Raw genomic sequence first — 24,874 nt, 5'->3', positions numbered from 1 at the left:
GTAGCGCGGATCAGCGTTTGAGGATGGCCTTGTCTTCGAGAAACTCGATGATGGCGGCGGCGGCTTCGTCCGGGTCGTCGGTCTCGATTTGTTGGCCGCCAGCGGATTGCGCACCAGCCGCAGCTTTCAGGCGGTCGGCGGCGGATTGGTTGCCACCGCTAGTGCCGATCCGTTTCGGTCGGCGGCGGGCCGCTTGGGATTCGGGGCGGTCGAGTATCGGCATCTCGTCCGGTGCATCCAGTGTCTCGATGTTGCCGCGGCGGCTGCGCATATAGATAAACGCCGGTACTGGGCCCGCTGCGGGGTCAATGGTTGCGAGCAGCGGCCGTGGCGCGGCGAGTGCCCGGCGCTGGCCGCCGGGCAGTGCCTGTTGCAGACGCAACTCAGTGTCACCGTTTGTTTCGATTTTCGTGATGCCGGCGGCTATTGCCAGTCCGGCGTGTTCAGCGACGGCGTATGGCAGCATGCCGCTGGAGTCCCCTTGTTCAGCCTGGCTGCCGGTTAGGACCAGATCCGGCTGGCGGCGTTTGATTTCCGCAGCCAGTCCGGGAACCACGTCGCGCTCGGGCGGCACCGGTAGGACTTCAACGCGGTCGGCGCCGACACCGAGGTATTCGTTCAACGTGGATGCGTCGGGGACGCCCGCGTGCAGGATGCTGATATGGCTGCGGTCGGTCAGTGACCGTGCAACGCCCAGCGCCCGGGCATCGTCTTCGGCCCGACGCTCACGGCCAGAGACTGGATGGCGGCCGATCGAGACCAATACAACAATATTAAGCGGCATCGCTTTTGGCCCCCAGGCGATTCAATAGCGCTTGCATAATGGCTTTGGCATCGCCGACCACGCTGAGATCAGCGCGTTTTTGCATCGGCGTGTTGCCTTGCATGTCGACCGCGACTACGTTTTCGACCTCGGTGATGCCCTGCAGGTGTTGCGGGGCCCCGGAGATGCCGATGGCGACGTAGCAGCGCGGACAGACGAGTGTGCCGGAGGCCCCGACTTGGCGATCGCGCGGCATGTCACCGGCGTCACAAACCACTCTGGAGGCGCCTTCGGAGGCTCCCAGCGCACTCGCAACTGCGTGAAATGTCTCCCAATCGGTCACGCCGTTGCCAGCGGCGAGGATGAAGTCGGTTTCGGCCAGCGGAATGCTGGCGGGATCGACGGCGACTGGACCGAGATCGCGGACGGCGCTCGGGGTGGCCGGGGCATCGATCTCGACCGCGCGTCCTTCGCGTGGCGCACCAGCGACGGGATCGGCGCCTTCGGCATCGATGGCCAGCAGTGGCGGCGGTTCGAGGTGCGTTTCCGACTTGGCGCCATCGCCACGGCTTATGACTACATCGCCTTTAACGCGCTGGCAGTGAGTGGCCAGTTTATACGCGCGCTTGGCGGCCACCCGCCGGGCCAGATCGCCGCCGTTGATGCCGGCGTCGGGAAATACGACGTGGGCGGGGTGCAGCGCGTCGATAGCGGCGATGACCCAGTCTACGCGGGCCTCGGGCGAGTAATCGGCGCCCAAAGTAGTGGCGTCGATGACGCGGTCCGCGCCATGGATGCCAAGCGATGCCCGCCCGCCGAAATCGAGTGCGACAACCGCGCCCGTGGCATCAACGGTATCGGCCAGCGTCCGTGCTGCGCCCAGGATGTCACGATCGTGGCTGGAAGGTCGGCCGTCGGCACAATCGGGGACGGCCAGCACGAAGCGCGCCGGATCGTCGACGATAATGGGCTGCGGCTCGGCCGCGCCTGCCGTGGTGGCAGCGCTGCCCATGGCGACCATTGTCTGGCCCCGCCCGCTGCGGTCCAGCCGTCGACGCCCGTTATCGGCGAGTTGGCCACGTAGCACCCTGGGGTTGAAGCGGCGCCGACCGGTCGGGCCGGTGCTGCCGGTAACCGCGCTCGGGCTACGCACCATACTGCGTTCGGTTCTAGGGTCGCGCCGTTTATTGCCGCTCGCATGCGGCGCTCGGCGTCGATTACGCGAGCTCATGATTAGCCTCCACGCCTTGCCATAGCAGCTCGGCGACGTCGGTAACCTCGGCTTTTGCGTTGACAGCACCGTCGAGCATCGTGGCGCAGTGCGGACAAGCGACGGCCACAGTCGCCGCCCCCGTGGCGTCGACTTGATCCATGCGCACATCCGAGATGCGCTGCTGGCCGGGAATATCGTTGACCGCCATGCCACCGCCGGAGCCGCAGCACATCGAACGCTTGCCAGAGCGTTCCATTTCTCGCCGCTCGACGCCGAGCGCGTCGAGGATGCGGCGTGGCGCTGATATTTCGTCGTTATAGCGGCCTAGATAACAGGGGTCGTGCATGGTCAGCGATTCGTCCGGCAAGGCCGTCGGCGCCAGCCGCTCGTCGTCGATGAGTCCGGCCAGAAACGTGGTGTGGTGCCAGATGTCGAAATCGCCGCCCATCGCTGGGTATTCGTTTTTGATGGTGTGGTAGACGTGTGGATCGGCGGTCACGATGCGGTTGAAGCGATATTGGCCAAGCGTTTCGATGTTGGCTTTGGCCAGTCGTTGAAACGTTGCTTCGTCACCCATCCGGCGGGCGATGTCGCCGCAGTCGCGTTCGCTGTGGCCGAGCATGGCGATGTCCACGCCGGCATGTTTTAGAAGCTGGATCAGTGCCCGCAGGGTTTTCTGGTTGCGGAGCTCGAAGCCGGATTCGCCAAACCACAGTAGTACATCGGCACTCTCGACATCGCCTATGTGGGGCAGGCTTAAATCGGTCGTCCAGCTACTGCGTGCTGTGGCGGGTTGACCCGACATGGTGTCGGTTTCGCGGAGCGTGTCGAGAAGTTCGCTACCCTTGGCGGGTGTGCCACCTTCTTCTAATGTTTGGAATCGCCGTAGATCGATGACCGCGTCGACATGCTCGATCATCATCGGGCATTCCTCGACACAGGCGCGGCAGGTCGTGCAGGCCCAGAGCGTATCCGGGTGGATCGTCGCGTCGCTGCCGATAAGCGCTTGATCAGGGCCGCCGGTTGCATTGGTTTGGTCACGGTCCGGATGCGCTGCGCCGGCATAGGCTCCGGTACGGCCCTGGGCCGCCAGCGTAATGTCCTGGATCAGGTTTTTGGGATTGAGCGGCAGCCCGGCGGCATACGCTGGGCACGCAGTCTGACAGCGCCCGCATTCCACGCATGCATCAAAGCCGAGAAGTTGATTCCAGTTGAAATCCTGTGGCGTCTCAACGCCGAGTTTGTCGGCTGTCAAATCCAAAGGCGCCAGTCCGGTTTCGGTGGGCGAGGCAGCAAAACGTCCTGGGCGTGGATGCCAAGCCAGATGCAGTGCGCCGGCCAGGGCATGATGTAATGCGCCGAATGCCAGGCCGCCGTAGCATTCGAGCGCTGCGTAAAGCCCAATCAAAAGTAATAGGGCGCCACCGATCGAGGCCCAATCCAGGCCGCCGATTACGCCGGCTGACGGGAGTGTCGTTGCGATGAAGAATACGACGAAAGCTGTCAGACCGAACGGCAGCCGGCTGAAGTCGCCTTTTGAGAGCCGTGCCGGCGTGCGCGGATAGCGCCGATGCCATTCCATGCCGACGCCGACGGCCATGCCGACCAGCGTCAGTAAGAGCAGCCAGGCTAGCGGTGTGCCACCGACGCCGAATATATGCACGGGGATGATCAATACGCTGGCCGCGACAAAGCCACCGGCGGCCATCATGTGCATACGGGCCGACTGTTTGCCGGAGTCTCCCGGCCCGGCACCACTGACCGGGTCGCGGGTTACGACTTCGTGTACATCGTGCAAATAGCGCTGCGGCATGGCGGCCAATCCGCGCCAGATTGCGACTTTCGTGGGGCGACCCCGGCGCCAGCGCGCTGCGCGCACACTGGCCGCGATCGCCAAGACGATCAATCCGGCGAGATAGATACTGGCGGGGGCGGCGTGGTAGACCATTGCTGGCGCATTCCCCCTCAGAAGTCCTTGCACAACCGCAGCGAATCGTAGATCGCCGCATGAATATTGCCGGGTGAGACACAGTCGCCAACGCGATAGAGCAGGAAGCTGTCACCTTCCCAGTGGGGCTGTGGCTTGCCAGCGAAAAGCGCGTCCTGGTCGGTCTGCCCTTGGTTGCGCGATTCGGGTTTCAGTTCGTAGTAGAGCGCTTCATTCGGCCGAGTACCGTTTTCGACCACGATTTGGTCGATGGCGCGTTCTTCCTCTGTGCCGGTGAACTCGTTGGCCAAAACTGCAATCACCTGCTCGCCCTCCGTGTAGGCATCGACCAGCGAGACGTTGGGCGTAAGCACGACATCCTTGGAATACAATCGCTCGTAGATTACCGGCGCGGTGGTGCCACCGAGTAATTCCCCGATGGCCATGTCCGGTGTGGCCAGCTCGACCAGCGAACCTTGGTCGGCCAGATAGTCGGCGCAGGTTGATCCCGGGTGTTCGCCGGTTACGTCGAAAACCAAAACATTGTTGCCGGGCGCGACTGCGCCGGACAGAATGTCATGGGTCGAGACCACCAGGTTTTCTTCCCAATGCCAGCCGGACTGGCGATCGAGAAATGGGCGGCCGCCTTGAGCCAGCATGATGATATCGGGGTCCAGCGCGTGCAGTGCCTCGGCGTCGGCATAAGTCTCCAGACGCTGGTCGACACCGAGCCGGGCGAGCTCCAGCGAGAACCAGCGGACGATGCCGCCGATTTGGTCGCGACCAGGGGCTCTGGCTGCGAGATTGACTTGGCCGCCGAGTTGGTCGCTGGCCTCGAATAAGGTAACGGCGTGGCCGCGTTCGGCGCAGACACGTGCGGCCTCTAGGCCACCCGGCCCGGCGCCGACGATCGCAACGCGGCGCTTGGTATCGGCCTTGGACACGGTCTGCGGCATGGTGCGTTCTCGACCGGTCGCCGCGTTCTGGATGCACAGCACTTCTTTGCCGTCGTACTGGCGGTCGATGCAGTAGTTAGCGCCCACGCACTGGCGAATGCGGTCCACGTCACCGTCGCGGATCTTATTAACAAAGTGCGGGTCGGCGATGTGGGCGCGGGTCATACCGACCATGTCGATATGTCCTTCGCCAATGGCGCGCCCGGCCGAGTTCGGATCCTTGATGTTCTGGGCGTGCAGCACCGGGATATCGACTTCGGCCTTGATGCCGGAAGCCAGATACAAAAATGGCGCCGGCGGATAACTCATGTTCGGGATGCAATTGGCCTGCGTGGTCGCCGTGTCGGCCCCTGAACCGATGATGTCCAGAAAATCAATCAGGCCGCTATCAGCGTAGCGCTTAGCGATCTGTTGCAGCTCTTCCTGGCCGAGGCCATCGGGGTGAAATTCGTCGCCGGTCATGCGCATGCCGATGGCGAAGTCGGGGCCGACTTCATCACGGATGGCTTGAAATACTTCCAGCCCGAAGCGCATGCGGTTTTCGAGGCTGCCGCCGTATTCGTCGGTGCGTTGATTGGTGCGTGGTGACCAGAACTGGTCAATCAGGTGTTGGTGTGCGGCTGAGACCTCGGCCCCATCCAGGCCGCCTTCTTTGACACGGCGTGCGGCTTGCGCAAACTCTTGCTGAATGCGTTTGATCTCCTCCGGCTCGATGGTTTTGGCCATGCCCTTGTGGATCTGTTCGCGATAGCCGCTGGGCGACATCAGGTGTGGCCAGTCGCCACCGTCATAGTTCGAGCGGCGACCCATGTGCGTAATCTGGATCATGATCGCCGCGCCCTGGTCATGGACAGCGTCGGCGAGCTGCTGGAAATACGGGATGACTTTATCGTCGGAGACATCGACCGCGCCCCACCAATAGGGCGTGGGGCTGGTGCGCGAGACTGCTGACGAGCCACCGCACATGGTCATACCGATGCCACCTTTCGCTTTTTCAGCGTGGTAATGGCGGTAGCGCTCGGTGGGGACGCCGCCCTCGGCGTAGACTTCGCCATGTGGTGTGCTCACGATGCGATTACGGATCGTGAGTTTGTTGATGGTTAGTGGCTGAAGAAGCTGGTCGAAATCGCCCATCGTTTTATCCGGTTATAGTCTCGGCAGTTGTCGAAGCGAAGGTCGGCTCGTGAGATTGGGGCGAGTCACCCCAAACCTCGCCTAGGACCCGCAGCCAGTTGCCGCCGAGTACGCGCTCGATGCGCGACTCGGACCAACCGGCGCGAACCATGGCCGCACTCAGGTTCGGAAAGTCGGCGATCGTGCGCAGACCTTCGGGGTTGCGGATCGCGCCGAACTCGGTCAGTTTGCGGCCATTGCCCTTGTCCCGGGTGATCCAATCGAAGAACTCAGGCGGCTGACCTTCGGTGAAGTCGGTACCGATGCCGACGTTTTGTTCGCCGCAAATATCGATAACGTAGTCGATGGCCTCGATGTAATCGTCGACTGTCGAATCGGGGCCATGCTTGAGAAATGGCGGGAAAAGTGTGACACCCACGAAGCCGCCGTAATCAACAATAAACCTGAGTTGCTCGTCAGTTTTATTGCGTGGATGTTTTTTTAAGCCGGCTGGCAAGCAGTGGCTATAGGCGACGGGCTGGCGCGAGGTGTGAATGACATCGGTGCTGGTCTTATCACCAACGTGGGAGAGGTCACAGAGGATGCCCAGCCGATTCATTTCGGCGACAACGTCATGACCGAAGTCCGACAACCCACCGTCGCGGGATTCGTAGCAACCGCTACCCACAAAGTTCTGGGTGTTATAGGCCATTTGCATGACGCCGACACCGAGCTGTTTGAACAGCGATAAACGCTCGATACGGTCTTCGATGGCTGAGAGGTTTTGAAAACCCAGCACGATGCCGACCCGGCCTTCCGCCATCGCGCGTTCGATATCAGCGAGGCAATGAACCGGACGGATCAGGTCCGCGTTGTCGGCGAATAGCTGTTGCCAAGTGGCGATGTTGGCCATCGTCGCTTCGAAGCCTTCCCAGACCGAACATGTGCAGTTGGCGGCCGTTAGTCCACCGGCGTGCATGGCTTCGAACACGGGGCGTGACCAGTTGGCGATGATCAGCCCGTCAAAGACCGCGGCATTGGTATGTATTTCCTTGGCCGACATGGCCTGACCCCGGCGTTAATTTCGTAATTTCAAGTTACGCGGGGGTGCGAATGGATGGGCGAACAACTGCGACCATCACTTTGCAAACTGCGTCACGTCCGAAGCGTTGTCGGTGACCCACGTTCAAATTAAGTGAATCCGCTCACGGGCCGTCGAACGTGGTGATTAATTAAAAAAGCCGGCGCAGACTCACAATCGAGTCTGTGCCGGCTTCAGGCAAACCAACGGTTTCGAGTTGGCGCCCGGCCACAGCAATCCAATTACTGTGGCCGGGGCAACCGCTAGCCGTTAGTAGGCGTAGTCGCGGCCTTGAGCCTTAGCCTGTTCGCGCGAGCTCTTGTTGACTGACTCGCGGAAGGGCATTTCAGCTACTTCGGCTTTGACCGGATGGCCCGGGGAGGATTGATAGATCTCCGGCAACCAAGCCACCAACTCAGTGCCGAGTTCGGTCTGATCGACCGGCACGTAGGCCATGGCGATATTGGTTTCCAGTTCCGGCGAATACCACGGTGATGTGATATAGCCGCACGGCCCGCTTTCCGCATCTTTGGCGACGAGCCAGAAGTCCGAGTTATAGTCCTCGATGGGCTTGCCGCCGAGCTTCAAGCCGACGAGCTGGTATTTGAACGGCGGGTTACCGGCTTGAACCTGCTCGCGTGTGGCCTCGAGCGCGTCCTTGCCGATGTAGTCGGCCGTTTTCTTGCGCGGCACCATGTGACCGAGGTTGCACTGGAACGGGTTGGTCTCGGCGTCCATGTCCTGACCGTAGGACAGGATGCCGGCCGCGATCCGGCGGTGGTGCGCCGGTGCGATGACCCGCAGATTGTGCTTCTCGCCAGTTCGGAGGATGGCATTCCACACCGTCTCGGCGTTGATCGACGAGTCGTAAGTGTAGACTTCGTAGCCTTTTTCGCCCGTGAAACCGGTTTGCGAGATCAGCACGTCCGCACCGTCGATCTGTGTCGCCATCAGGCCATAGTAGGGGATGTCGCGCACGTCGTCGCCGACCAGATCTACCAGCAGTGCTTCCGATTTCGGGCCCTGGATCTGCAGCGGAGAGACGTCGATCTCGTCGATTGAGATGTCGAAATTCATGCCGAGATTGATGCCCTTGAACCAGTAGGCAAGGTCCGAATCACTGAGGGTGAACCAGAACTCGTCCTGGGCGACACGCAGCATGACTGGGTCGTTTAGCACGTTGCCGTCTTCGTCGCAGAGTACGACGTAACGCCCGTGCATCGGTTTAACGCGGGTGCAGTCACGGGTGCAGACGTAGTTGGAAAAGGCTTCGGCGTCCGGGCCTTTGACGCGGATTGGGCGCTCGACAGCGACGTTCCAGAGTGTGACGTCATTGATTAGCGAGCGATATTCCACCATCGCGCCGCCGTCTTGAGGTTTAACGTAGCCGCGCGGGTGGTACATCCGGTTGTAGACGGTTGCCCGCCAGCAGCCGGCTTGGACTGATAAATGCCAGAACGGTGATTTGCGCACACGGGTCGACATCAGCATCTGAATGCCCGGATCGCCGGTTTGACGCAGATTGGCTGGCACATGGCGCCCGCTCTGGTCGATATCGTTATCGTAGTTGACGTTGTCCGATGAAGACATGGCTTTTGGCTCCTCGATAAAGTCGTGAGTGAAACCGGTCGACGTCCGAATTGCCTGTGGTCCTATCGAGGTATCGACGTGCCAGCCACCGACCGCGTCCGCTTGTCGGTGTTGACGTGATCAAAAAGATGCAACACACGAAAAATTGTATAGTGCACCGGCATTTCGTATCGATCGCTACTGTGGCGTTAAAAACTTGGCCACACCCCAGACGCTACGCCGCACGCCATAGGTGGTCCGTTTCAGGTACGACATCGACTTGACTCAGCGCGACCGCCGCGATTTTTAATGGGCTTTAGAAGCCATCGTTAGGCTTGGACGCACCCGTTTGACGGCCCGCTTAAGCGGGCCGTGGTGATAATCGATCTTACTCGAAGCAGGTGGATTTTTTGGGTGACGGGCGTATCAAAAGAAACCGGAAACCATAGACACTACAGACGAAGTGTCTTCTTTTCGGCGCACCGTTCGGCAAAGCGCTCGTGCTCGTTCAGGAGGCACGCCCGCAACGTGGGCGGTGTTTTGCTGTGCGTCGGTGTGGAATGGCCCGTCGGGCCATCGCTTATCCGGGTTCTGTCGCGGTAGTCGCCTTGTCGGCGGTTTGCCACTTACCGAGCTGATCGTTACGCCAATCTTCGGTCGCTTCTATTTGATTGAAGGTGTTGATATGCAAACCCGCGATATTCAGCGCCGGGTCATCAATTTTCGTAGCCAACTCATTAATCAAATGGTCGGGTTTGTACTTCGAGCCGGTTAGAAAGCCGCTGATGAAGCCGCTATTTTTGCGCAAAAACCGAATGGAGTCGCCGATCCCGATTCGTAGCCCGATATTCAACAACTTGGTACGCGCCATCACGCCTGGCGCGCCAATATAAAGCGGCAGGTTCACGTTATTGTGCTCGCGCGTGTAGGTGAGCCAATCGAGGATCGCTTGCGGGTTGAAGCAGAGTTGGCTAACCATGTAATCGGCGTATTTGGCCTTGGCTTGCAGCGCATCCGCCAGCGTGGCGTCGTCGATAAAGCTGTGGCCCTCGGGATAACAGGGCACGCCGATGCTATCCAGCTCGGCGCCGGTTTGTCTGAGCGTCTGGACCAGTTCGAGCCCGCTGGTGAATGCGCCCGGGGTGTCGGTGCGGTCGCCGGCGACCACGAATGCGTGCCGGATGCCGGCCTCACGCATGCGCGATAGGAGCCGTTCGAGATGCGCGTGGTCGGTGATACGTCTGGCTGCCAGATGCACCGCAGCGGTCAATCCCATTGCCTGAATAGAGGCGGCGAATTCGACGGTACCGTCTACGCCTTGTGCCGGTGAGCAGGTTACGGCTGTAAACGCCCCGGCCGGCATATGGCGCGCGGCTTCTAAGCCTCCCTTGATCGGCATGATTTCGAAATCGGGGGAGGCCAGTGCTCGGCCCATGGTTGTTCGTGTTCGGTCACTCATGGTTTTCTGCTTGCGGTTGATGCATTTCAGCGAGCGGGCGCGTGTCAGCCAGCAACGGCGTCGGGATTGGATGTAATCGACGACGCCGTACTGGAAAAATGATCGTTGATGTATTTCTCACCTTCGTCGCAGAACAACGTCACGATCGTTTTCAACTCGGGGAATTGATCGCGGACGTGGCGCGCGGCAGCCAGATGTCCGCCCGAACTGGGGCCGACGAGCAGGCCGTGGTCGCGGGCAAGTTCACGCATGGTTTCGATTGCCTGTCGACTGGTAACCGGATGAACACTGTCGACAAGCTCGCGATGGTTGGCGTAGATGCCCGGAACGAACCCGTCGGAGATGCCCTCGATTTCGTGCTCGCCGATCTCGCCGCAAGAGATGGTCGTGGATTCCGATGGCTCCATCGCGAACAGGCGCACATTGGGGTTGGCTTTTTTGAAAGCTTGGCCGACGCCGATCAAGGTGCCACCAGTACCCACGCCCATCACCAATGCGTCGGGTATCCGATCGGGGGGAAGCTGGGCCAGAATTTCACTGCCCAGCAGTACCCGATTTTCTTCGGCGTTGAACTCGGATTCGAACTGGGCTGGGCAGAAAAAACCAGGTTTTTCGCCTAATTCGTGCGCTTTGGCTAGAGCATCGTTGACGTGGAAGTGGCCGGTAAACAGTATGTCGGCACCGTAGGCACGGGATATCGCCACGCGTTCGCTAGTCATGCCTTCGGGCATGACGACCAGCATTCGATACCCTTTGACCGCCGCGACCATGGCCAGCGCATTGCCGGTGTTGCCGCTGGTGGCTTCGACGATGGTATCCCCTGGCTGTAGTCTGCCTTCCTGTTCGGCACGCTCGACCATGTATTTGGCGATACGCGCTTTGATCGAGCCCGAAGGGTTGGTGAATTCGAGCTTGGCGAATATACCGTCGATCTCCATCAACGGCGTGTCGCCGATGGTATCGAGGATGCTATGGATTACGCGTTGGGTCGTCATGGTGTCGGCAATCGCCGCAGGCTCGTAGGCTCATCGATTTCAGGCTACCCCGCGCGCCACGCGCGGCCTGACGCGAATGCGACGCCGACTTGCTTGAGATCGCCATCGCGGTTATCGACGTGCTGACCCGGTACCCGCATGCCATCGAGTATGGCTCATGGTCGATATAAGGTTTTACATATCCGCCCGAGTCGCTAATATTTCAGGTTGGCCAATCTGCCGGCTGCCTTGGAGATCAACCGTGTGGTTACCCGCCCCGCCTGCTGAACGCACTTTTCGGATTGGCTTTCTGCTGGTGCCGCAATTTTCCCACTACGCGTTTACATCAGCGGTGGAACCACTGCGTATGGCCAATCAATTGGCCAAGCAGACGCTTTACGAGTGGCCGGTAATCAGCGTCGATGGCGCGCCTGTCACCGCCAGCAATGGTCTGTCGATCACGCCCGATCATGCACTGCGCCAGACGACTGAATACGAGATCGTGTTCGTCTGTGGGGGCACTGATATTCAGTACGCGTTCGACGAAAGCATCGCCGGTTGGTTGCGGCGGCTGGCGCGGGATAAAGTCGCGCTTGGTGGGCTTTGCACCGGAACTTACATTCTGGCGCGCGCGAATCTATTGGACGGCTATAAAGCCACGATTCATTGGCAGCAAATCTCAAGCATCCACGAAGAGTTGTTATTCCCGCAAACACAGTTCGTCAGTGAACTATTCGTTACCGATCGGGATCGCTACACCTGCTCGGGCGGCGTGGCGCCGTTGGATCTGATGCTCAACATCATCCGCAAGCAACAAGGCGCATCACTGGCGGAAGCGATTTCCGAAGAGTTTATACATGAACGCATTCGGCTCGATACGGATTCACAGCGCAATCCGCTCAGAGCCCACCTGGGTTCCGGCCACCCCAAAATGGAAGACGCGGTTCGATTGATGGAGGCCAACATCGAAGAGCCGTTGACACTCGACGAATTGGCCTACTACGTCGGCGTGTCGCGACGCCAGCTCGAACGGCTATTCAAAAAGTATATTAACAACGCGCCGACTCGCTACTACTTGGCTCTGCGGCTGAATCGGGCGCGTCAGCTCTTGTTGCAGACCAACCATTCGATTATCGAGGTGGCGACCGCTTGCGGCTTCGCGTCGCCGTCGCACTTTAGCAAGTGCTACCACGATTTCTTCGGGCGACCGCCCAACGATGAACGGAGCCAACGCAGCGCCTTATTGAAGGCCGATCAATAAGGCTTATCGGGCGGGCACGCCACAAATCTCTGCGCACAGGCGACTGTATAAACCGAGCCGGTCGCGCAGACCAGGCCAGCCGCGCCAGCCCGTCGGGTTGCGGCAGCCATCGCCAGCGCCGGATCTTGTTGGATGCCGGCGACCGCAAAGCCGAGTGACTGGATGCGGCGCGCGGTGTCCCGGGCGTGGTGTGAACGGGGCGAGTCGGCGCAGGTTGTAATGATTGCGTCGGCAGCGGCCCAGAGTGTTTTGTCCCAGTCGGCTGGCTCGTGGCCGATCGAGCAGGCGATAACCAGAATCAGTGGTCGTTCATGGTGCGCGGCGAGTAATCGCGCAAGACGCCGGGTCGAGGCTTTTGTGTGGGCGCCATCCGCGATAATGAGTGGTCGGCTCTTCAGGTGCTGCAGGCGGCCCGGCAGCGCGACACTGACCAGACCGCGATTGATGGCGTGGTCTTGGATGCTGAATCCGGAAAGTCGGCGCGCAGCAGCGATCGCGATTCCCACGCAATCGGGCAGCCAGGCCAGTGTTTCGGTCAGCGAAACTTGTAAGCCGTAACCAGATTCGCTGTAGTAGCCATTGGTCTTGGCCGGCTCGGTGGCGGCGAACTGGAAATCGCGCGCTGCCATGACGAGTCGAGCGCCCCGGCCGGAGGCGGTGGCGACAACGGCCTGGCGTGTGGCTGTCGATAGTGGCCCGACGATAAGTGGCACGCCGGCTGTCGCGACCGCGGCTTTCTCACGTGCGACGTCGGTGAGTGTCGGGCCGATGATGTTGAGGTGTTCGGCTTCGATCGTGGTGAGTATGGACAGTATCGGACCGAGACAGTGTGTGGCGTCACCGCGGCCACCGATGCCGGCTTCGACGATCGCTAGATCGGCGCGCTCTTCCTGAAAAGCAAGCAGAGCGGCGGTCAGCATCACCTCGAAAAAGTCAGGTCCGGCAATGCGCTCGTCGTCGCGCAGGGTCTCGACTATGGGCGCGAGCCGCGCCATCACCGAGGCTAGATGTGCCGGCAGGATATCCCGCTCGCCAATACGGATTCGTTCGCACCAATGGTGAATATGGGGCGAGCTAAAGACGCCGACGTGATAGCCAGCGGCATCGAGTATCGCGGCTAAAGTGCGTGCGGTTGAGCCCTTGCCCTTGGAGCCGACGACTCGCACAGCCGGCACGCGCACGTGCGGCGATCCGACGTGGTTCAAAAGTCGGAATAGTCCGCTGCGTGGTTGGTCGCGGCTTGTCTGGCGTGGCCGGCTGGCCAAGTCAGCGAGATAGCTGTCGAGCCAGCCTGGGTGTGGTTGGGATGGAATGCCGTAGTGCGATTCGCCCATGGGCCGTCTAACGAAACACGATGGTTTTTTGGCCTTCGATAAACACCCGACGTTCCACGTGCAACTTGACGGCCCGCGCTAATGCCCAGGTTTCGATGTCGCGGCCGACGCTGGCCAGGTCCTTGGGTGAATAGGGGTTGTCCACGCGTTGGACGACTTGCTCGATGATGGGCCCTTCATCGAGATCGGTGGTTACATAGTGCGCCGTTGCGCCGATGACCTTGACGCCTCGTTTGAACGCCTGCTCATAGGGGCGTGCGCCTTTGAAACCTGGCAGAAACGAGTGATGGATATTGATGGCGCGACCAAACAGGGCACTACAGAGTTTGTCGCTCAAAATCTGCATGTAGCGCGCCAGAATGAGCAAGTCGGCCTCCTGCTCGTTCATCAGGTCGAGCACGGCTTGTTCCTGTTCCGGCTTGGTCTCGGCCGTGACGGGCATATAGTAAAAGGGGACGCCGTGAGCTACGGCGATCTCTTCCAAGTCGGGGTGATTCGAGACAATGCCACGGATGTCGATATTCAGCTCACCCAGGCGCTGACGGTAGAGTAAAGTCAGCAGACAATGGTCGGCCTTGGAGACCATGATCAGCGCCGGGATCGGTTCGTTCGGGTCATAGAGTTGCCAGGTCATGGGCCAGTCGCCAACTCGCTCGGCGAAATGTTCACGAATGTACTCGGGCGACAAAGGCCGGCTGGCACTGGTCCGAAACATGGTGCGGGCGAGAAAATTGCCGGTGCGAGAATCATCGTGCTGGCTCATTTCGACGATGTAACACTCGAGCTCAGCTAGAAAGCCGGCAATCATAGCGACGGTGCCGACCTGGCCTGGGGAGACCGCGTTGAGAATGAATGCTTGGCCGTATTTGTTGTCGTCGTCCATGTCAGAACCGTCGAGTCCGTTGTCGATTGCGGGTTTATTACGCTGCGCGTGACTTAACACTAGAACTGGCTGACGCGGACGACTAGCGCACTTGCGACGCTGGATTGAATAGGCGCGACTTGCTGGGGTGGATGTGGGCAAGTTACGGCAAAAAGGGGTGACATAGCCGCCGTGCTACTTGCATGTTGCCGGCAGGGTGTCTGTCAACGGCGAGTAATGGGCGATCAGTGTGACTGAACGCTTTGAAAGGGCGCGTGATGCTGCCGTTCTCAGGGCATGCTCGTTCGGCGGCGGCTGGGTGTATGCGACAAGCTAAGTGCTGTCCTACGGGCGTAGGCCGTGTGTTGTTGCGTCAGTGACTAGTGTTGGCGTGATTCGGGCGCGTCTAGTGCCGCTTTGAGTGCTTCCGGGTTGTCTGCGGCCAACAACACGGAGAAAGCGCGCGACGAGCGCAGATGGACACCGCGCTGACAGCGGCTCCCGGCAATCACGAAAACCAGCTCGTCGTAGCATGTCCGGAACCAGCCAAGGCGAAAACCCGGCAATGTGATGCCGTTCTCGCGCCGAGCATGTGCCAGATAACGGTTGTTGGTCAGGGAGACCACGCGTGAATCGATGATCGAGTCCAGCGGTACGCGCTCGTGAAAAGCACCACCTTTTAGATGCAGTGTGGCATCGCGAATGGTGACCTCGTTGCGGGTGGTGATATACACCGCAAGAACGGTCAACGCGGCATTGATTGAAAGGAGTAAGCCGATACCGACGGCTATGCCGAGGGTCGAGAGCCAGCTTGGTATAACCGCGGCGAGCGCGAGCATTAAACCGATCAACGCGACCGGCAATGCGACCGTGGCACTGGCCAGTACAACGAAAGCACGCCACGGATAGGTTTTGATTGGAAACAGAATCATGGTGTCTCCGGCGATTCGATGGTGTCCACCAGACGCTGCAAGTGGCGCCGGCGCTGGCTGGTTTTCTTGTGCCAGCGCCGAAACTGGATCTCGGCTTTGGTCTTGCGTGCCGAGCGCTCGACACGTTCAAACAAGCATAGGAAATCGAAGTAGTGTGCGACGTGTGCGTCGTCGGTCGCTGCCAGCGCCTCGAAAAAATGCGGTTGTCGTTCCGGTGTCAGCCATTTGCTGGCGGCCTTGGCCATGCCGAGCCCTGCAGGCTGGTCGGCGCGCAGATTCTTGACGTCAATAACCGCGACCAAGGATTGATCAGAGCGCTGAATCAAGTTTTGACCGATTGGGTCGGTGTAGTCGAAACCAATTCGCAGCGTACCCGGCGCTGTGTTTTCGGTGGCATCGCGCAGCCGTGCATAGAGTGTGTAATCGATAATGCTTGCTTGAAATAGGTAGTCGAGCCGGTCGATATGCGCTTGCCAGTAAGAGCTGCCCGCCAGTTGGCATTCGCGTGCGCCCGCGCTGTTGATATGGCCAAGACAGCGCGCGACGTCCGGTACCAGCGAGTCGCTCATGGGTTCGCATATTTGGCCGGCTACAAACTCGGTCGACACGCGCGGGCCGTCGCGTTCGATAAGTGATGGGACGTGTGGCGAGTCGGCAAAGTGCGCCAGCGCGTCGGCGACCGAATTAGCCTGTTCAATGGCGGCAAATTGAATCGTCTTGGCTGTTGGCTGACCGTTGTCGAGATCGATCCGTACGTCGTAATCGGAACGCGCCCAGCGCCCGAGGCGGCGCAGCACCGCGCGCCGCGCGCGTTTGACTGGATGATAGGGGGAGTGACTGCGAGCGGTGGATCGACCCATACGAGGCCAGTCTACCGGGCTTCTGCGCGCGAGCGTGACGAACTAATGATGGAATCTTTCGGCGATGTCAGGCAGGTCAGGCCGACAAATGACGCTGGGCTGTGTTCTCGATGGTTTCGACCATCGAATAAAGCCCGTTGCGCCGATTCATAGTGATGTGCTGCTCGAGGTTTAGGTCGGTAAAGATCTGGTTGATGTCGGTATCTGCGATTTCGCGCGGTGTCTTATCCGAATAGATCATTAGCAACACGCCGATCAGGCCGCGCACGATGTGGGCGTCTGAGTCGCCACGGAAATGGAGTTTCTGATCGTCGCATTCGTCGGCGACCAGCCAGACCTGGCTCATACAGCCGCGCACGCGGCTTGCCTCGTTTCGTTCGTCGTCGGCCAGCGGTTCGAGGTTGCGGCCGAGATCGATGATGTAGCGATAGCGCTCCTCCCAATCGGGCAACATCTCGAACGTGTCCTTGAGGTGTGTAATATCGCTGTCCATAGTTAATGCTTGGGTTGCTGCTTGGTTTTGCGACCCGCACGTAGGAAAGTGGGCACGACAATTGTCGTATCAAGTATGACGCCAAGATGGGGCTCGATGCACGCGTTCGTACAAGCGTGCCCGCGATCGTGAGCCAGATAACCTCGACCGGCTATCGTGTTGCCGCAGCACTCGCGCGTGGTGGACGCCATTGCCTGAGCGGCGTCCTGCTAACGCCAGTGGTGATCTATCGTTGGGTGATTTCGCCGCTAATCGGTCCACGTTGTCGGTTTATGCCGACTTGTTCGGAGTACGCGCTCATTGCGATAGGTCGGTTCGGCCCCGTGCGCGGCAGCTGGCTAACGATCAGGCGCTTGGTGCGTTGCCATCCGCTGTGTGAAGGCGGTTTCGACCCGGTGCCGCAGGCGCATGAGCGTCGTGACTGATGATAATCGGCCGCGTCGGCCCGGGTTATAGGTGCAGGTGCCGTGCGCGCGGGTTAAACTGCCTGGTTTCGATGAAACCGGCAACGAATTAATTTATGGCTGCTTACGAGTTGCCCTCGGCACTGAATATGCCCGCGATGGACGCCGAGATTGGCACTTGGTGGCGCGAGCAAGGCGTGTTCGAAGCGAGCACCCATCAGCGCGCGGACGCACCGGTGTTCACCTTCTACGAAGGGCCGCCGACGGCTAACGGCCGGCCCGGTATTCACCATGTGCTCGGCCGAACGATCAAGGATGTGTTTTGTCGTTACAAGTCAATGGCCGGCTACCGTGTCGACCGTAAAGCTGGCTGGGATACCCACGGACTGCCGGTCGAAATCGAGGTTGAAAAAGAACAGGGCCTGGCCTCGCGCGAGGACATCGATGCGTTCGGCATCGACGCCTACAACGCCGCCTGTCGTGAATCGGTGTTGCGCTACACCGATCAGTGGAACGAACTGACACGCCGGATTGGGTACTGGGTCGATCTCGATCATCCGTACGTCACCTATTCGAACGAATATATCGAGTCGGTTTGGTGGCTGTTGAAACAGCTCCACGAGCGCGACCTGCTCTACAAAGGGCGCAAGATTCACTGGTATTCGCCGGGGTCAGGGACCGTACTGTCGTCGCACGAGGTCAGCCTTGGCTACGAAGAAGTCCAGGACCCGTCGGTCACGGTCAGGTTTTATCTCGAAGACGAACCCGACACAGCGCTCCTGGCGTGGACCACCACGCCGTGGACTCTGCCATCCAACGTTGCGCTCGCGGTTGGGCCTAGCGTTGAATATGCCAGCGCCCGGCTCGACGGGCAGGTTTATATCTTGGCGCGGGATTGCGTTGCCGCCACGCTCGGCGACAATGCCGAGATCATCGATACTTTCGGTGCCGACGCCTTGATTGGCCGGCGTTACAAACCGCCGTTCGACTGCTTTGCCAACCATCCGGAGGCCGACAGCGCCTGGCGCATCATCGCCGCTGATTTCATCACGACCGCCGATGGTACCGGCATCGCCCACGAAGCGCCTGCCTTCGGGGCTGACGATTTCGACGTCACGTCGGCAGCAGGTATGCCGGTATTCAACCCGATAAGCGCTGATGGCCGGTTTGGTGACGATTTCCCGCTGGTCGGTGGGCAGTGGTTTAAGGATGCCGATAAGCCGATCACGCGTGATCTCAAACACCGCGGGTTGTTGTTCAATCAGGACGTGACAGTCCACAACTATCCGCATGATTGGCGTAAGGGAACGCCATTGATGAACTATCCGGTCGAGTCCTGGTTCGTCGCCACACGTGCGCACAAGGATCGGCTGGTCGAGTACAACAACCAGATCAACTGGTACCCGACGCACGTCGGCACCGGGCGCTTCGGCGACTGGCTGGCAAATAATGTCGACTGGGCGTTGTCGCGCCATCGATACTGGGGGACGCCGCTGCCAATCTGGGTCAACGACGCGGATCCGGACGACTACGTGGTTGTCGGTTCGATCGCCGAACTACGCGAGTTGGCCGGTGATGCGGTGCCGGCTGACGCCGAACTCGACCTGCATAAGCCGCAGGTTGATGCAGTCACCTGGCCGGCGGCAGGAGGTGGCACCATGCGGCGCGTTCCGGAGATCATCGACGTTTGGTTCGACTCCGGCGCCATGCCGTTCGCCCAGTGGCATTATCCGTTTGAAAACCAAGCCGCATTCGAGTCGAACTTCCCGGCCGATTTTATCTGTGAGGGCGTCGACCAGACCCGTGGTTGGTTTTATTCCCTGCACGCGATCGCCACGCTGGTCATGGACACGCCGGCCTACCGCAATGTCGTGGTCAACGGCCTGCTGTTGGACGCCAATGGCGAGAAAATGTCCAAGTCCAAGGGCAACACGGTTGATCCGTTCGATGCGCTCGACCAGCACGGTGCCGACGTTATCCGCTGGTACATGCTGGCTACAAGCGCGCCATGGGAAGACACGAAATATGACGAGCGCGGCCTCAAGGCCACGCGCACCAAGGTCTTCGGGACGTTGGAAAATGTCTATTCGTTTTTCGCGACCTACGCCAATATCGACGGTTTTACCGCCGATGCCGATGCGCCGCCGGTGGCTGAGCGCCCCGAGCTTGATCGCTGGATTTTGTCGCAACTGCACTCGACAATCCACGAGGCTCGTTCTGCATTCGACAACTATAATCCGACGCCTGCCGCGCGCGCGGTTGAATCGTTCATCGATGCGTTGTCCAACTGGTATATCCGCCGCACCCGGCCGCGTTTCTGGGCCGGCGCGCGCGCCGATCGTTCGCCTGAGGCGGCGGACGGCGATGTGGCCGACAAGCGTGCGGCGTATCACACGACGCTGACCTGTCTCGATGGTGTGGCGCGGCTGATGGCGCCTATCGCACCGTTTTTCGCCGAGTGGCTGTGCGCACGGCTTAAAGGTGGCAGCAGCGCACGAGCCTCGGTGCACCTGGCTGATTATCCGGCTTATGACGCGGCGCAGGTCGATACTGATCTGGCGCGGCGCATGCGGCTGGCGCGCGCGGTGGTTGGCAACGTGCTGGCTCTTCGCAACGATGCGGGCCACAATGTGCGCCAGCCGCTCGCGCGGGTTCTGGTGGTCGAGGAGTCGAATGTGGCCCGCGCCGATATCGAAGCCGTTGCGCCGATCATCCGCGATGAAGTCAACGTCGATACGGTCGAATTCGTCACCGGCGAGGCCGATCTCGTTACGCGCCGGGCCAAGGCCAATTTCCGCACACTCGGCAAGCGGCTCGGGTCGCTCATGAAGCCGGCCGCTGCTGTCATCGCCGAACTCGACGGCGACGCGCTCAGTCGCTATCTGGCGTCTGGCCAGCTCGAGATTGACGTTAATGGCACCACCGTCGTATTGGGGCCGGACGACCTCGATATAACGGCGGAGGGTATCGCCGGTTGGGCGGTTGGCCGCGAGGACGGCGTGACAGTGGCGTTGGATACCGCCATCGATGCCTCGCTCAAATCACGCGGGGTGGCGCGGGAAGTAGTCAATCGGGTGCAGCAGCTCCGGAAACGCGCCGACTTTCACGTGGCCGATAGAATTCAGGTACACTACTTGGCTGACGACGAAATCGCGCGTAGTGTCGCGCAGCATGAGAAAACTGTCGCTGATGAAATATTGGCGACCCGTCTCGAAGCGGTAGAATCCCCGGAAAATGGGGTAGTCGAGACGTTCGAACTGGGCGCCGGTCGCATTACGATCGCGATCAGCCCGGCGACCAGTGGTTAGACAAACGCGGCGAACGACACGCGGGCTGCCCGCACAAACAACGGATAGCGAAGATGCAGAAAGACATACATCCGAATTATCGGCCGGTGGTCTTCAAAGATATGGGCGCGGACTTCGCGTTCCTGTCGCAATCGACGGTGGCAACCGACGAAACCATCGAGTGGGAAGACGGCAATGAATATCCGCTGGTTAAGCTTGAGGTCACCAGTGCTACCCACCCGTTTTACACCGGCAAGCAGAACATCATGGACACCACGGGTAATGTGGAGCGCTTCCGTCGGCGCTATGGCATGACCCCGAAATAACGTCTCGATACCCCTAAGTTCGATCGAGTCGGCAGCGCGCACGCGATGGCTGTCGCGCTTGGCCGGTGTGTTTTGAGCATCGGCCAAGTCCGTGCGACGACACATTTGAACCAAAGGTGATAATCCAAGCATGACTATTGCGCAAAACCTTGGCTTTCCGCGTATTGGTGAGCGTCGGGAGCTGAAGAAGGCAACCGAGGCTTACTGGAAAGGCGACCTGGACCGCAAGGGTCTGGAATCGACCGGAACCGAACTTCGCCAGAGCAACTGGGAAAAGCAAAAAGCCGCTGGGGTCGATTTGATCCCATCCAACGACTTTTCGTACTACGACCAGGTTCTGGATATGATGTGCCTGGTCGGCAACATCCCCGAGCGCTTCGGCTGGTCCGGTGGCAACGTCGACTTGGACACGATGTTTGCGATCGCGCGTGGGATTCAAGGTGGCGGCAAAGATGCCATCGCCGCCGAAATGACTAAGTGGTTCGATACCAACTACCACTACATCGTTCCCGAGTTCACGCCGAAGACCCAATTCTCGTTGGCTTCGACTAAGGTCTTCGATGAATTCGACGAGGCTAAAAAGCTCGATATTACCACGAAGCCGGTCTTAGTCGGCCCGGTCACGTACCTGACGCTGGGTAAGGTCACCGAAGGTGACTTCGATAAGCTGTCGCTGTTGGATGATCTGGTCGGCGTTTACGAGCAGATTCTGAGCAAGCTGGCCAGCCAAGGCGCCGAATGGGTGCAGATCGATGAGCCGGTGTTTTCGCTGGACCTTTCGAAGGCTCAGCAGGATGCACTGCGTGCCGCGTACGACCGACTGTCCAAGGTCGCTGGCATCAAGATCATGGTGGCCAACTACTTCAATGATCTAGCCGACAACCGCGAGCTGTTCACCTCGCTGCCAGTCGATGCGCTGCACCTCGACGCTGTACGCGGGGCCGAAGATATCGAGCCGGTTGCCGCACGCGTCGGCGACAAGACGTCGTTGTCAGTCGGCATTGTCGACGGCCGCAATATCTGGGCGACCGACCTCGAAAAAGCGTTGTCTACGCTCAAGACCGCCCATGGCGAGCTCGGCAGCGACCGCTTGATGGTCGGCCCGGCCTGCTCGCTGCTGCATTCGCCGGTCACGCTTCGAAGCGAAGAAAAAATCGACGCTGAGTTCAAGAGCTGGCTGGCTTTTGCCGAGGAAAAACTGGACGAGCTCGTGTTCTTGGCACGTGCGGCCGATGGCCAGGTCGACCAACAGAAGCTTGCGTCGAACAAGGAAGCGCTAGCCAATCGCGCCGAGTCGGCCCGTATTCACGACGAGGCCGTGCAGCGGCGCGTTGCGGGCATTACCGCCAAGGACTACGCGCGTGGTTCCGCTTATCCCGAGCGTGCTCGGAAGCAGCATACCAAGCTTGGTTTGCCGGCGTTCCCGACCACGACCATCGGTTCCTTCCCGCAGACTCAGGATGTGCGTCAGGCACGTGCGGCCCATAAGAAGGGCAAGATGTCGGACGCCGAGTACGACGCCTTCCTGGAAAAACAGATCCAGGATGCGGTCAAGATGCAGGAAGACATGGGCTTCGACATGCTCGTGCACGGTGAGTTCGAGCGTAACGACATGGTCGAGTACTTCGGCGAGAAGTTGTCGGGCTACGCTTTCACTCAGTTTGGCTGGGTGCAGAGCTATGGCACCCGCTACGTCAAACCGCCGATTATCTACGGCGATGTGTCGCGGTCTGAGCCGATGACCGTTAAATGGTCGAAGTATGCCCAGTCGCTGACCGATAAGCCCATGAAGGGCATGCTGACCGGTCCAGTGACCATGGTGCAATGGGCCTTCGTGCGCGACGATCAGCCACGTTCTGAGACTGTCAAACAGGTTGCTCTGGGGATCCGCGACGAACTCGTGGATTTGGAAGCTGCCGGTTTGGCCGCTATCCAGTGCGATGAGGCTGCGTTCCGCGAAGGGCTGCCGTTACGACGTGCCGACTGGGACGCGTATCTGGATTGGGCGACCAAGTCGTTCCGGCTGACGGCCTCGGGCGTTCGTGATGAAACCCAAGTGCACACGCATATGTGCTACTCGGAGTTCAACGACATCATCGAGTCGATTGCCGCTATGGATGCGGATTGCATTTCCATCGAGACCTCGCGCTCACAGATGGAGTTGCTGGATTCGTTCGTGAAGTTCCAGTACCCGAACGAAATCGGCCCGGGTGTCTACGATATCCACAGCCCGCGCGTACCGAACAAGCAGGAAATGATCCAGCTTCTGGAAAAAGCGCGCGATGTGCTGCCGGCCGAGCGCATCTGGGTTAACCCAGATTGTGGTCTGAAAACGCGTGGTTGGGCCGAGGTCAAGCCCGCGTTGCAGCACATGGTCGATGCGGCGAAGGAACTTCGCGAGACGACCAAGGCGGCCTAAACACCGCTACCCAGCAATGGGCTGGTAAGCCAGCTTACCGTTACTGGACAGGCCGGCCCGCGAATGCGGGCCGGCCTTTTTAATTGGGGCATTTGCCAGGGGGTGGTCTTATAAGTTCAGTGGCCCGATGAGCGCAATATGGTTGCCTCGCCGACTGCTGGTTGGTGGCACAGCAACCGGCTCAAAACGCATTTGTCAGCAAACTCCGACGTTATAAAGCGTGCCAAAACCCGATGCTGCGCGCGGTTATAACGCCTTTTACTGCTACTCAATCCGGGCCTTGAGCGAATGTCGCGCGACCGGTGTCGATTGCGACTGCCTCACAAGTGACGCAATTTGCGGTTTTGTCCGTTGCGGTCATGGGCAGACTATTACGACTGCGAAGTCGTGCTGTCAGCAATTGATGCTACTCGGCGGCGTCGGGGAGCTCTTCGTCGCAAGCTTGGGCGACGAGCAGGCAGCAATCGAGGCGATCGAGCAGCGACGCACCGACTGAGCCACGCCACCAGCGCGACAGCAGCCCGCGTCTTTGATGGCCGACAACGACAAGGTCAGTACTCAGTTCAGTGGCCAGATCTGCAATCTGGTGCGCTGGTTCCCCGGCGCGCAGATAACCAGTCGCTGTGATGCCATGGCTCTGCAGCCTGTTCACACCGTCGTCCAGTATCTGTTGGATGCGATCGCGTTCAGCTTCGTACATGCTCTCGGTATAAAACCCGTCGGCTGCCGCAACGGCGCCAGCTAGCGGTACTACAGCCAGTAGGTGGATCGTGACCGCGTTGGAATCCATGAGCGGTAGACAGCGGCGCAACGCAACACGCCCACGCTCACTTCCGTCGTAGGCGAGCAGGATGGTTTCGAAGTTTTGCATCGGGTTGTTCCTCTAGTATTTATAGGTAGCCAGCTGATTCTATCGAACCGGGCGGCCGAATTCTTGTCAAGTTTAGGCTGCGTGTTGCGGCAGAGGATAGTCCAGATCTAGAGTGTCGTGCTGCTCGCCAGTAGCTCGTCGAGGTCGGCGGGTGTTGCCCTGGGCATGGCGCCGCCGTTGACCAAGCTGAGTGGAGGCTGGCGTAGGCCAGTGTGCTCAAATACGGTGGCCTCGATGCAATCGTCGCCAGCCACGAAACAGAACGTCGGATAGAACGCGACTTGCCCGCCGCCAAACTTGAAACGCCGTTCGACGATCTCGAAGGGAATCGCCTGGTCGTCGAGAAACATATCCATGGCTTCTGGTTGCTCGGCGAATAAGTGCAGACAGATTGGCGTATCGGGACTAGCCGTCCCGCTTAAGACCTCGCCGACCAGTCGTGGGCGAAAGTCGGCGAACAGGCGCATGGCCTGGCGTGCGGTCTGCCGCATACGCTGGAGTTCAGCGGTATGTTCGTTGCCGCCGAAAAGGCGCTGATGTTCGACCGTGGCGGCTTCGATCTCACGGTTTTTCGGTAGGATAGAGTTGCGTGGGTTGATGCCAAGATGTTCGGCCGCTTTCTGCTTGGCGAAACGAAAGTCGCGTATCCCGCTGTCTATCATGATTCGCGCTGCGACCTGGGCCATCTCCGTTCGCTGCGTGTTCTGCTTGCGTGTGCTGGTCATCCCATCGTGCCTGCTGAGTGTATGACCCGGTTCCGGGCTGGCGAT

The 24,874-nt window shown here is 59.9% G+C and carries 20 protein-coding genes; 5 read left to right on the top strand and 15 right to left on the bottom strand.

Annotated elements, in window-relative coordinates:
• Positions 1-10: 10 nt before the first annotated feature.
• The 8 genes from HKX41_06810 to HKX41_06775 all read right to left on the bottom strand — a co-directional run bounded on the left by HKX41_06810 (position 11) and on the right by HKX41_06775 (position 11,076).
• Positions 11-784 carry an electron transfer flavoprotein subunit beta gene (locus tag HKX41_06810; GenBank protein NNC23866.1) on the bottom strand — a complete coding sequence of 258 codons (774 nt, stop codon included), beginning with the start codon at positions 782-784 and terminating at the stop codon, positions 11-13.
• A complete protein-coding gene (locus HKX41_06805; GenBank protein ID NNC23865.1) occupies positions 774-1,994 on the bottom strand; it encodes an electron transfer flavoprotein subunit alpha/FixB family protein in 1,221 nt (406 codons plus the stop codon). The genes HKX41_06810 and HKX41_06805 overlap by 11 nt, the downstream gene beginning before the upstream one ends.
• Complete coding sequence (locus HKX41_06800) at positions 1,981-3,924, bottom strand: DUF3483 domain-containing protein (GenBank protein ID NNC23864.1); 1,944 nt, start codon at positions 3,922-3,924, stop codon at positions 1,981-1,983. Before HKX41_06800 ends, HKX41_06805 begins: the two co-directional genes overlap by 14 nt.
• A gap of 17 nt (positions 3,925-3,941) precedes the next feature.
• Positions 3,942-5,993 carry an NADH:flavin oxidoreductase gene (locus HKX41_06795; protein ID NNC23863.1) on the bottom strand — a complete coding sequence of 684 codons (2,052 nt, stop codon included), beginning with the start codon at positions 5,991-5,993 and terminating at the stop codon, positions 3,942-3,944.
• A 4-nt stretch (positions 5,994-5,997) separates the two neighbouring features.
• Positions 5,998-7,035 carry a membrane dipeptidase gene (locus tag HKX41_06790; GenBank protein NNC23862.1) on the bottom strand — a complete coding sequence of 346 codons (1,038 nt, stop codon included), beginning with the start codon at positions 7,033-7,035 and terminating at the stop codon, positions 5,998-6,000.
• Between the two features lie 288 nt (positions 7,036-7,323).
• Positions 7,324-8,643, bottom strand: a complete 1,320-nt coding sequence (locus tag HKX41_06785) for an aminomethyl transferase family protein (GenBank protein ID NNC23861.1) — start codon at positions 8,641-8,643, stop codon at positions 7,324-7,326.
• Positions 8,644-9,202: 559 nt separating this feature from the next.
• Entirely contained in the window at positions 9,203-10,081 is an 879-nt protein-coding gene (locus tag HKX41_06780; GenBank protein NNC23860.1) for a 5,10-methylenetetrahydrofolate reductase, read from the bottom strand.
• A 44-nt stretch (positions 10,082-10,125) separates the two neighbouring features.
• Positions 10,126-11,076: a PLP-dependent cysteine synthase family protein gene (locus HKX41_06775; protein NNC23859.1), complete on the bottom strand. Its 951-nt coding sequence runs from the start codon at positions 11,074-11,076 to the stop codon at positions 10,126-10,128.
• 157 nt (positions 11,077-11,233) lie between these two features.
• On the opposite strand from HKX41_06775, the gene HKX41_06770 reads away from it, so the two are divergent.
• Positions 11,234-12,316: a GlxA family transcriptional regulator gene (locus HKX41_06770; GenBank protein NNC23858.1), complete on the top strand. Its 1,083-nt coding sequence runs from the start codon at positions 11,234-11,236 to the stop codon at positions 12,314-12,316.
• Here the strand turns inward: HKX41_06770 and HKX41_06765 are convergent.
• The 5 genes from HKX41_06765 to HKX41_06745 all read right to left on the bottom strand — a co-directional run bounded on the left by HKX41_06765 (position 12,310) and on the right by HKX41_06745 (position 16,797).
• Positions 12,310-13,650, bottom strand: coding sequence for a hypothetical protein (locus tag HKX41_06765; GenBank protein NNC23857.1), 1,341 nt, complete (start codon positions 13,648-13,650; stop codon positions 12,310-12,312). The two genes, HKX41_06770 and HKX41_06765, sit on opposite strands and share 7 nt — an antisense overlap.
• A gap of 7 nt (positions 13,651-13,657) precedes the next feature.
• Positions 13,658-14,533 (bottom strand): formyltetrahydrofolate deformylase, encoded by an 876-nt coding sequence (gene purU, locus HKX41_06760; GenBank protein NNC23856.1) that lies wholly within the window; start codon positions 14,531-14,533, stop codon positions 13,658-13,660.
• Positions 14,534-14,892: 359 nt separating this feature from the next.
• Positions 14,893-15,444, bottom strand: coding sequence for a hypothetical protein (locus HKX41_06755; protein NNC23855.1), 552 nt, complete (start codon positions 15,442-15,444; stop codon positions 14,893-14,895).
• Positions 15,441-16,304, bottom strand: coding sequence for a hypothetical protein (locus tag HKX41_06750; protein NNC23854.1), 864 nt, complete (start codon positions 16,302-16,304; stop codon positions 15,441-15,443). Before HKX41_06750 ends, HKX41_06755 begins: the two co-directional genes overlap by 4 nt.
• Positions 16,305-16,380: 76 nt before the next feature.
• Positions 16,381-16,797, bottom strand: coding sequence for a SufE family protein (locus HKX41_06745; protein ID NNC23853.1), 417 nt, complete (start codon positions 16,795-16,797; stop codon positions 16,381-16,383).
• An 86-nt stretch (positions 16,798-16,883) separates the two neighbouring features.
• Between HKX41_06745 and yidD the strand changes: the two genes are divergently transcribed.
• The 4 genes from yidD (at position 16,884) to metE (ending at position 23,233) form a co-directional block, all read left to right on the top strand.
• Positions 16,884-17,222 carry a membrane protein insertion efficiency factor YidD gene (yidD, locus tag HKX41_06740; GenBank protein ID NNC23852.1) on the top strand — a complete coding sequence of 113 codons (339 nt, stop codon included), beginning with the start codon at positions 16,884-16,886 and terminating at the stop codon, positions 17,220-17,222.
• 95 nt (positions 17,223-17,317) lie between these two features.
• The gene (locus tag HKX41_06735; GenBank protein NNC23851.1) at positions 17,318-20,509 is read left to right on the top strand and encodes an isoleucine--tRNA ligase; all 3,192 of its coding nucleotides are present in this window, start codon (positions 17,318-17,320) and stop codon (positions 20,507-20,509) included.
• Between the two features lie 53 nt (positions 20,510-20,562).
• On the top strand, positions 20,563-20,814 hold the full coding sequence (locus HKX41_06730) for a type B 50S ribosomal protein L31 (GenBank protein NNC23850.1): 252 nt from the start codon (positions 20,563-20,565) through the stop codon (positions 20,812-20,814).
• A 130-nt stretch (positions 20,815-20,944) separates the two neighbouring features.
• A complete protein-coding gene (gene metE / locus HKX41_06725) occupies positions 20,945-23,233 on the top strand; it encodes a 5-methyltetrahydropteroyltriglutamate--homocysteine S-methyltransferase (GenBank protein NNC23849.1) in 2,289 nt (762 codons plus the stop codon).
• 406 nt (positions 23,234-23,639) lie between these two features.
• Here the strand turns inward: metE and HKX41_06720 are convergent, their stop codons facing one another.
• Positions 23,640-24,104 carry a universal stress protein gene (locus tag HKX41_06720; protein NNC23848.1) on the bottom strand — a complete coding sequence of 155 codons (465 nt, stop codon included), beginning with the start codon at positions 24,102-24,104 and terminating at the stop codon, positions 23,640-23,642.
• Positions 24,105-24,211: 107 nt separating this feature from the next.
• Positions 24,212-24,829, bottom strand: coding sequence for a hypothetical protein (locus HKX41_06715; protein NNC23847.1), 618 nt, complete (start codon positions 24,827-24,829; stop codon positions 24,212-24,214).
• Positions 24,830-24,874: the final 45 nt, after the last annotated feature.

The organism is Salifodinibacter halophilus (genome assembly GCA_012999515.1).
GTDB classification, from domain to species: Bacteria; Pseudomonadota; Gammaproteobacteria; order Nevskiales; family Salinisphaeraceae; genus Salifodinibacter; species Salifodinibacter halophilus.
Note: the sequence above shows the minus strand (reverse complement) of the source record. Positions and strands in the feature narration are given on the sequence as shown.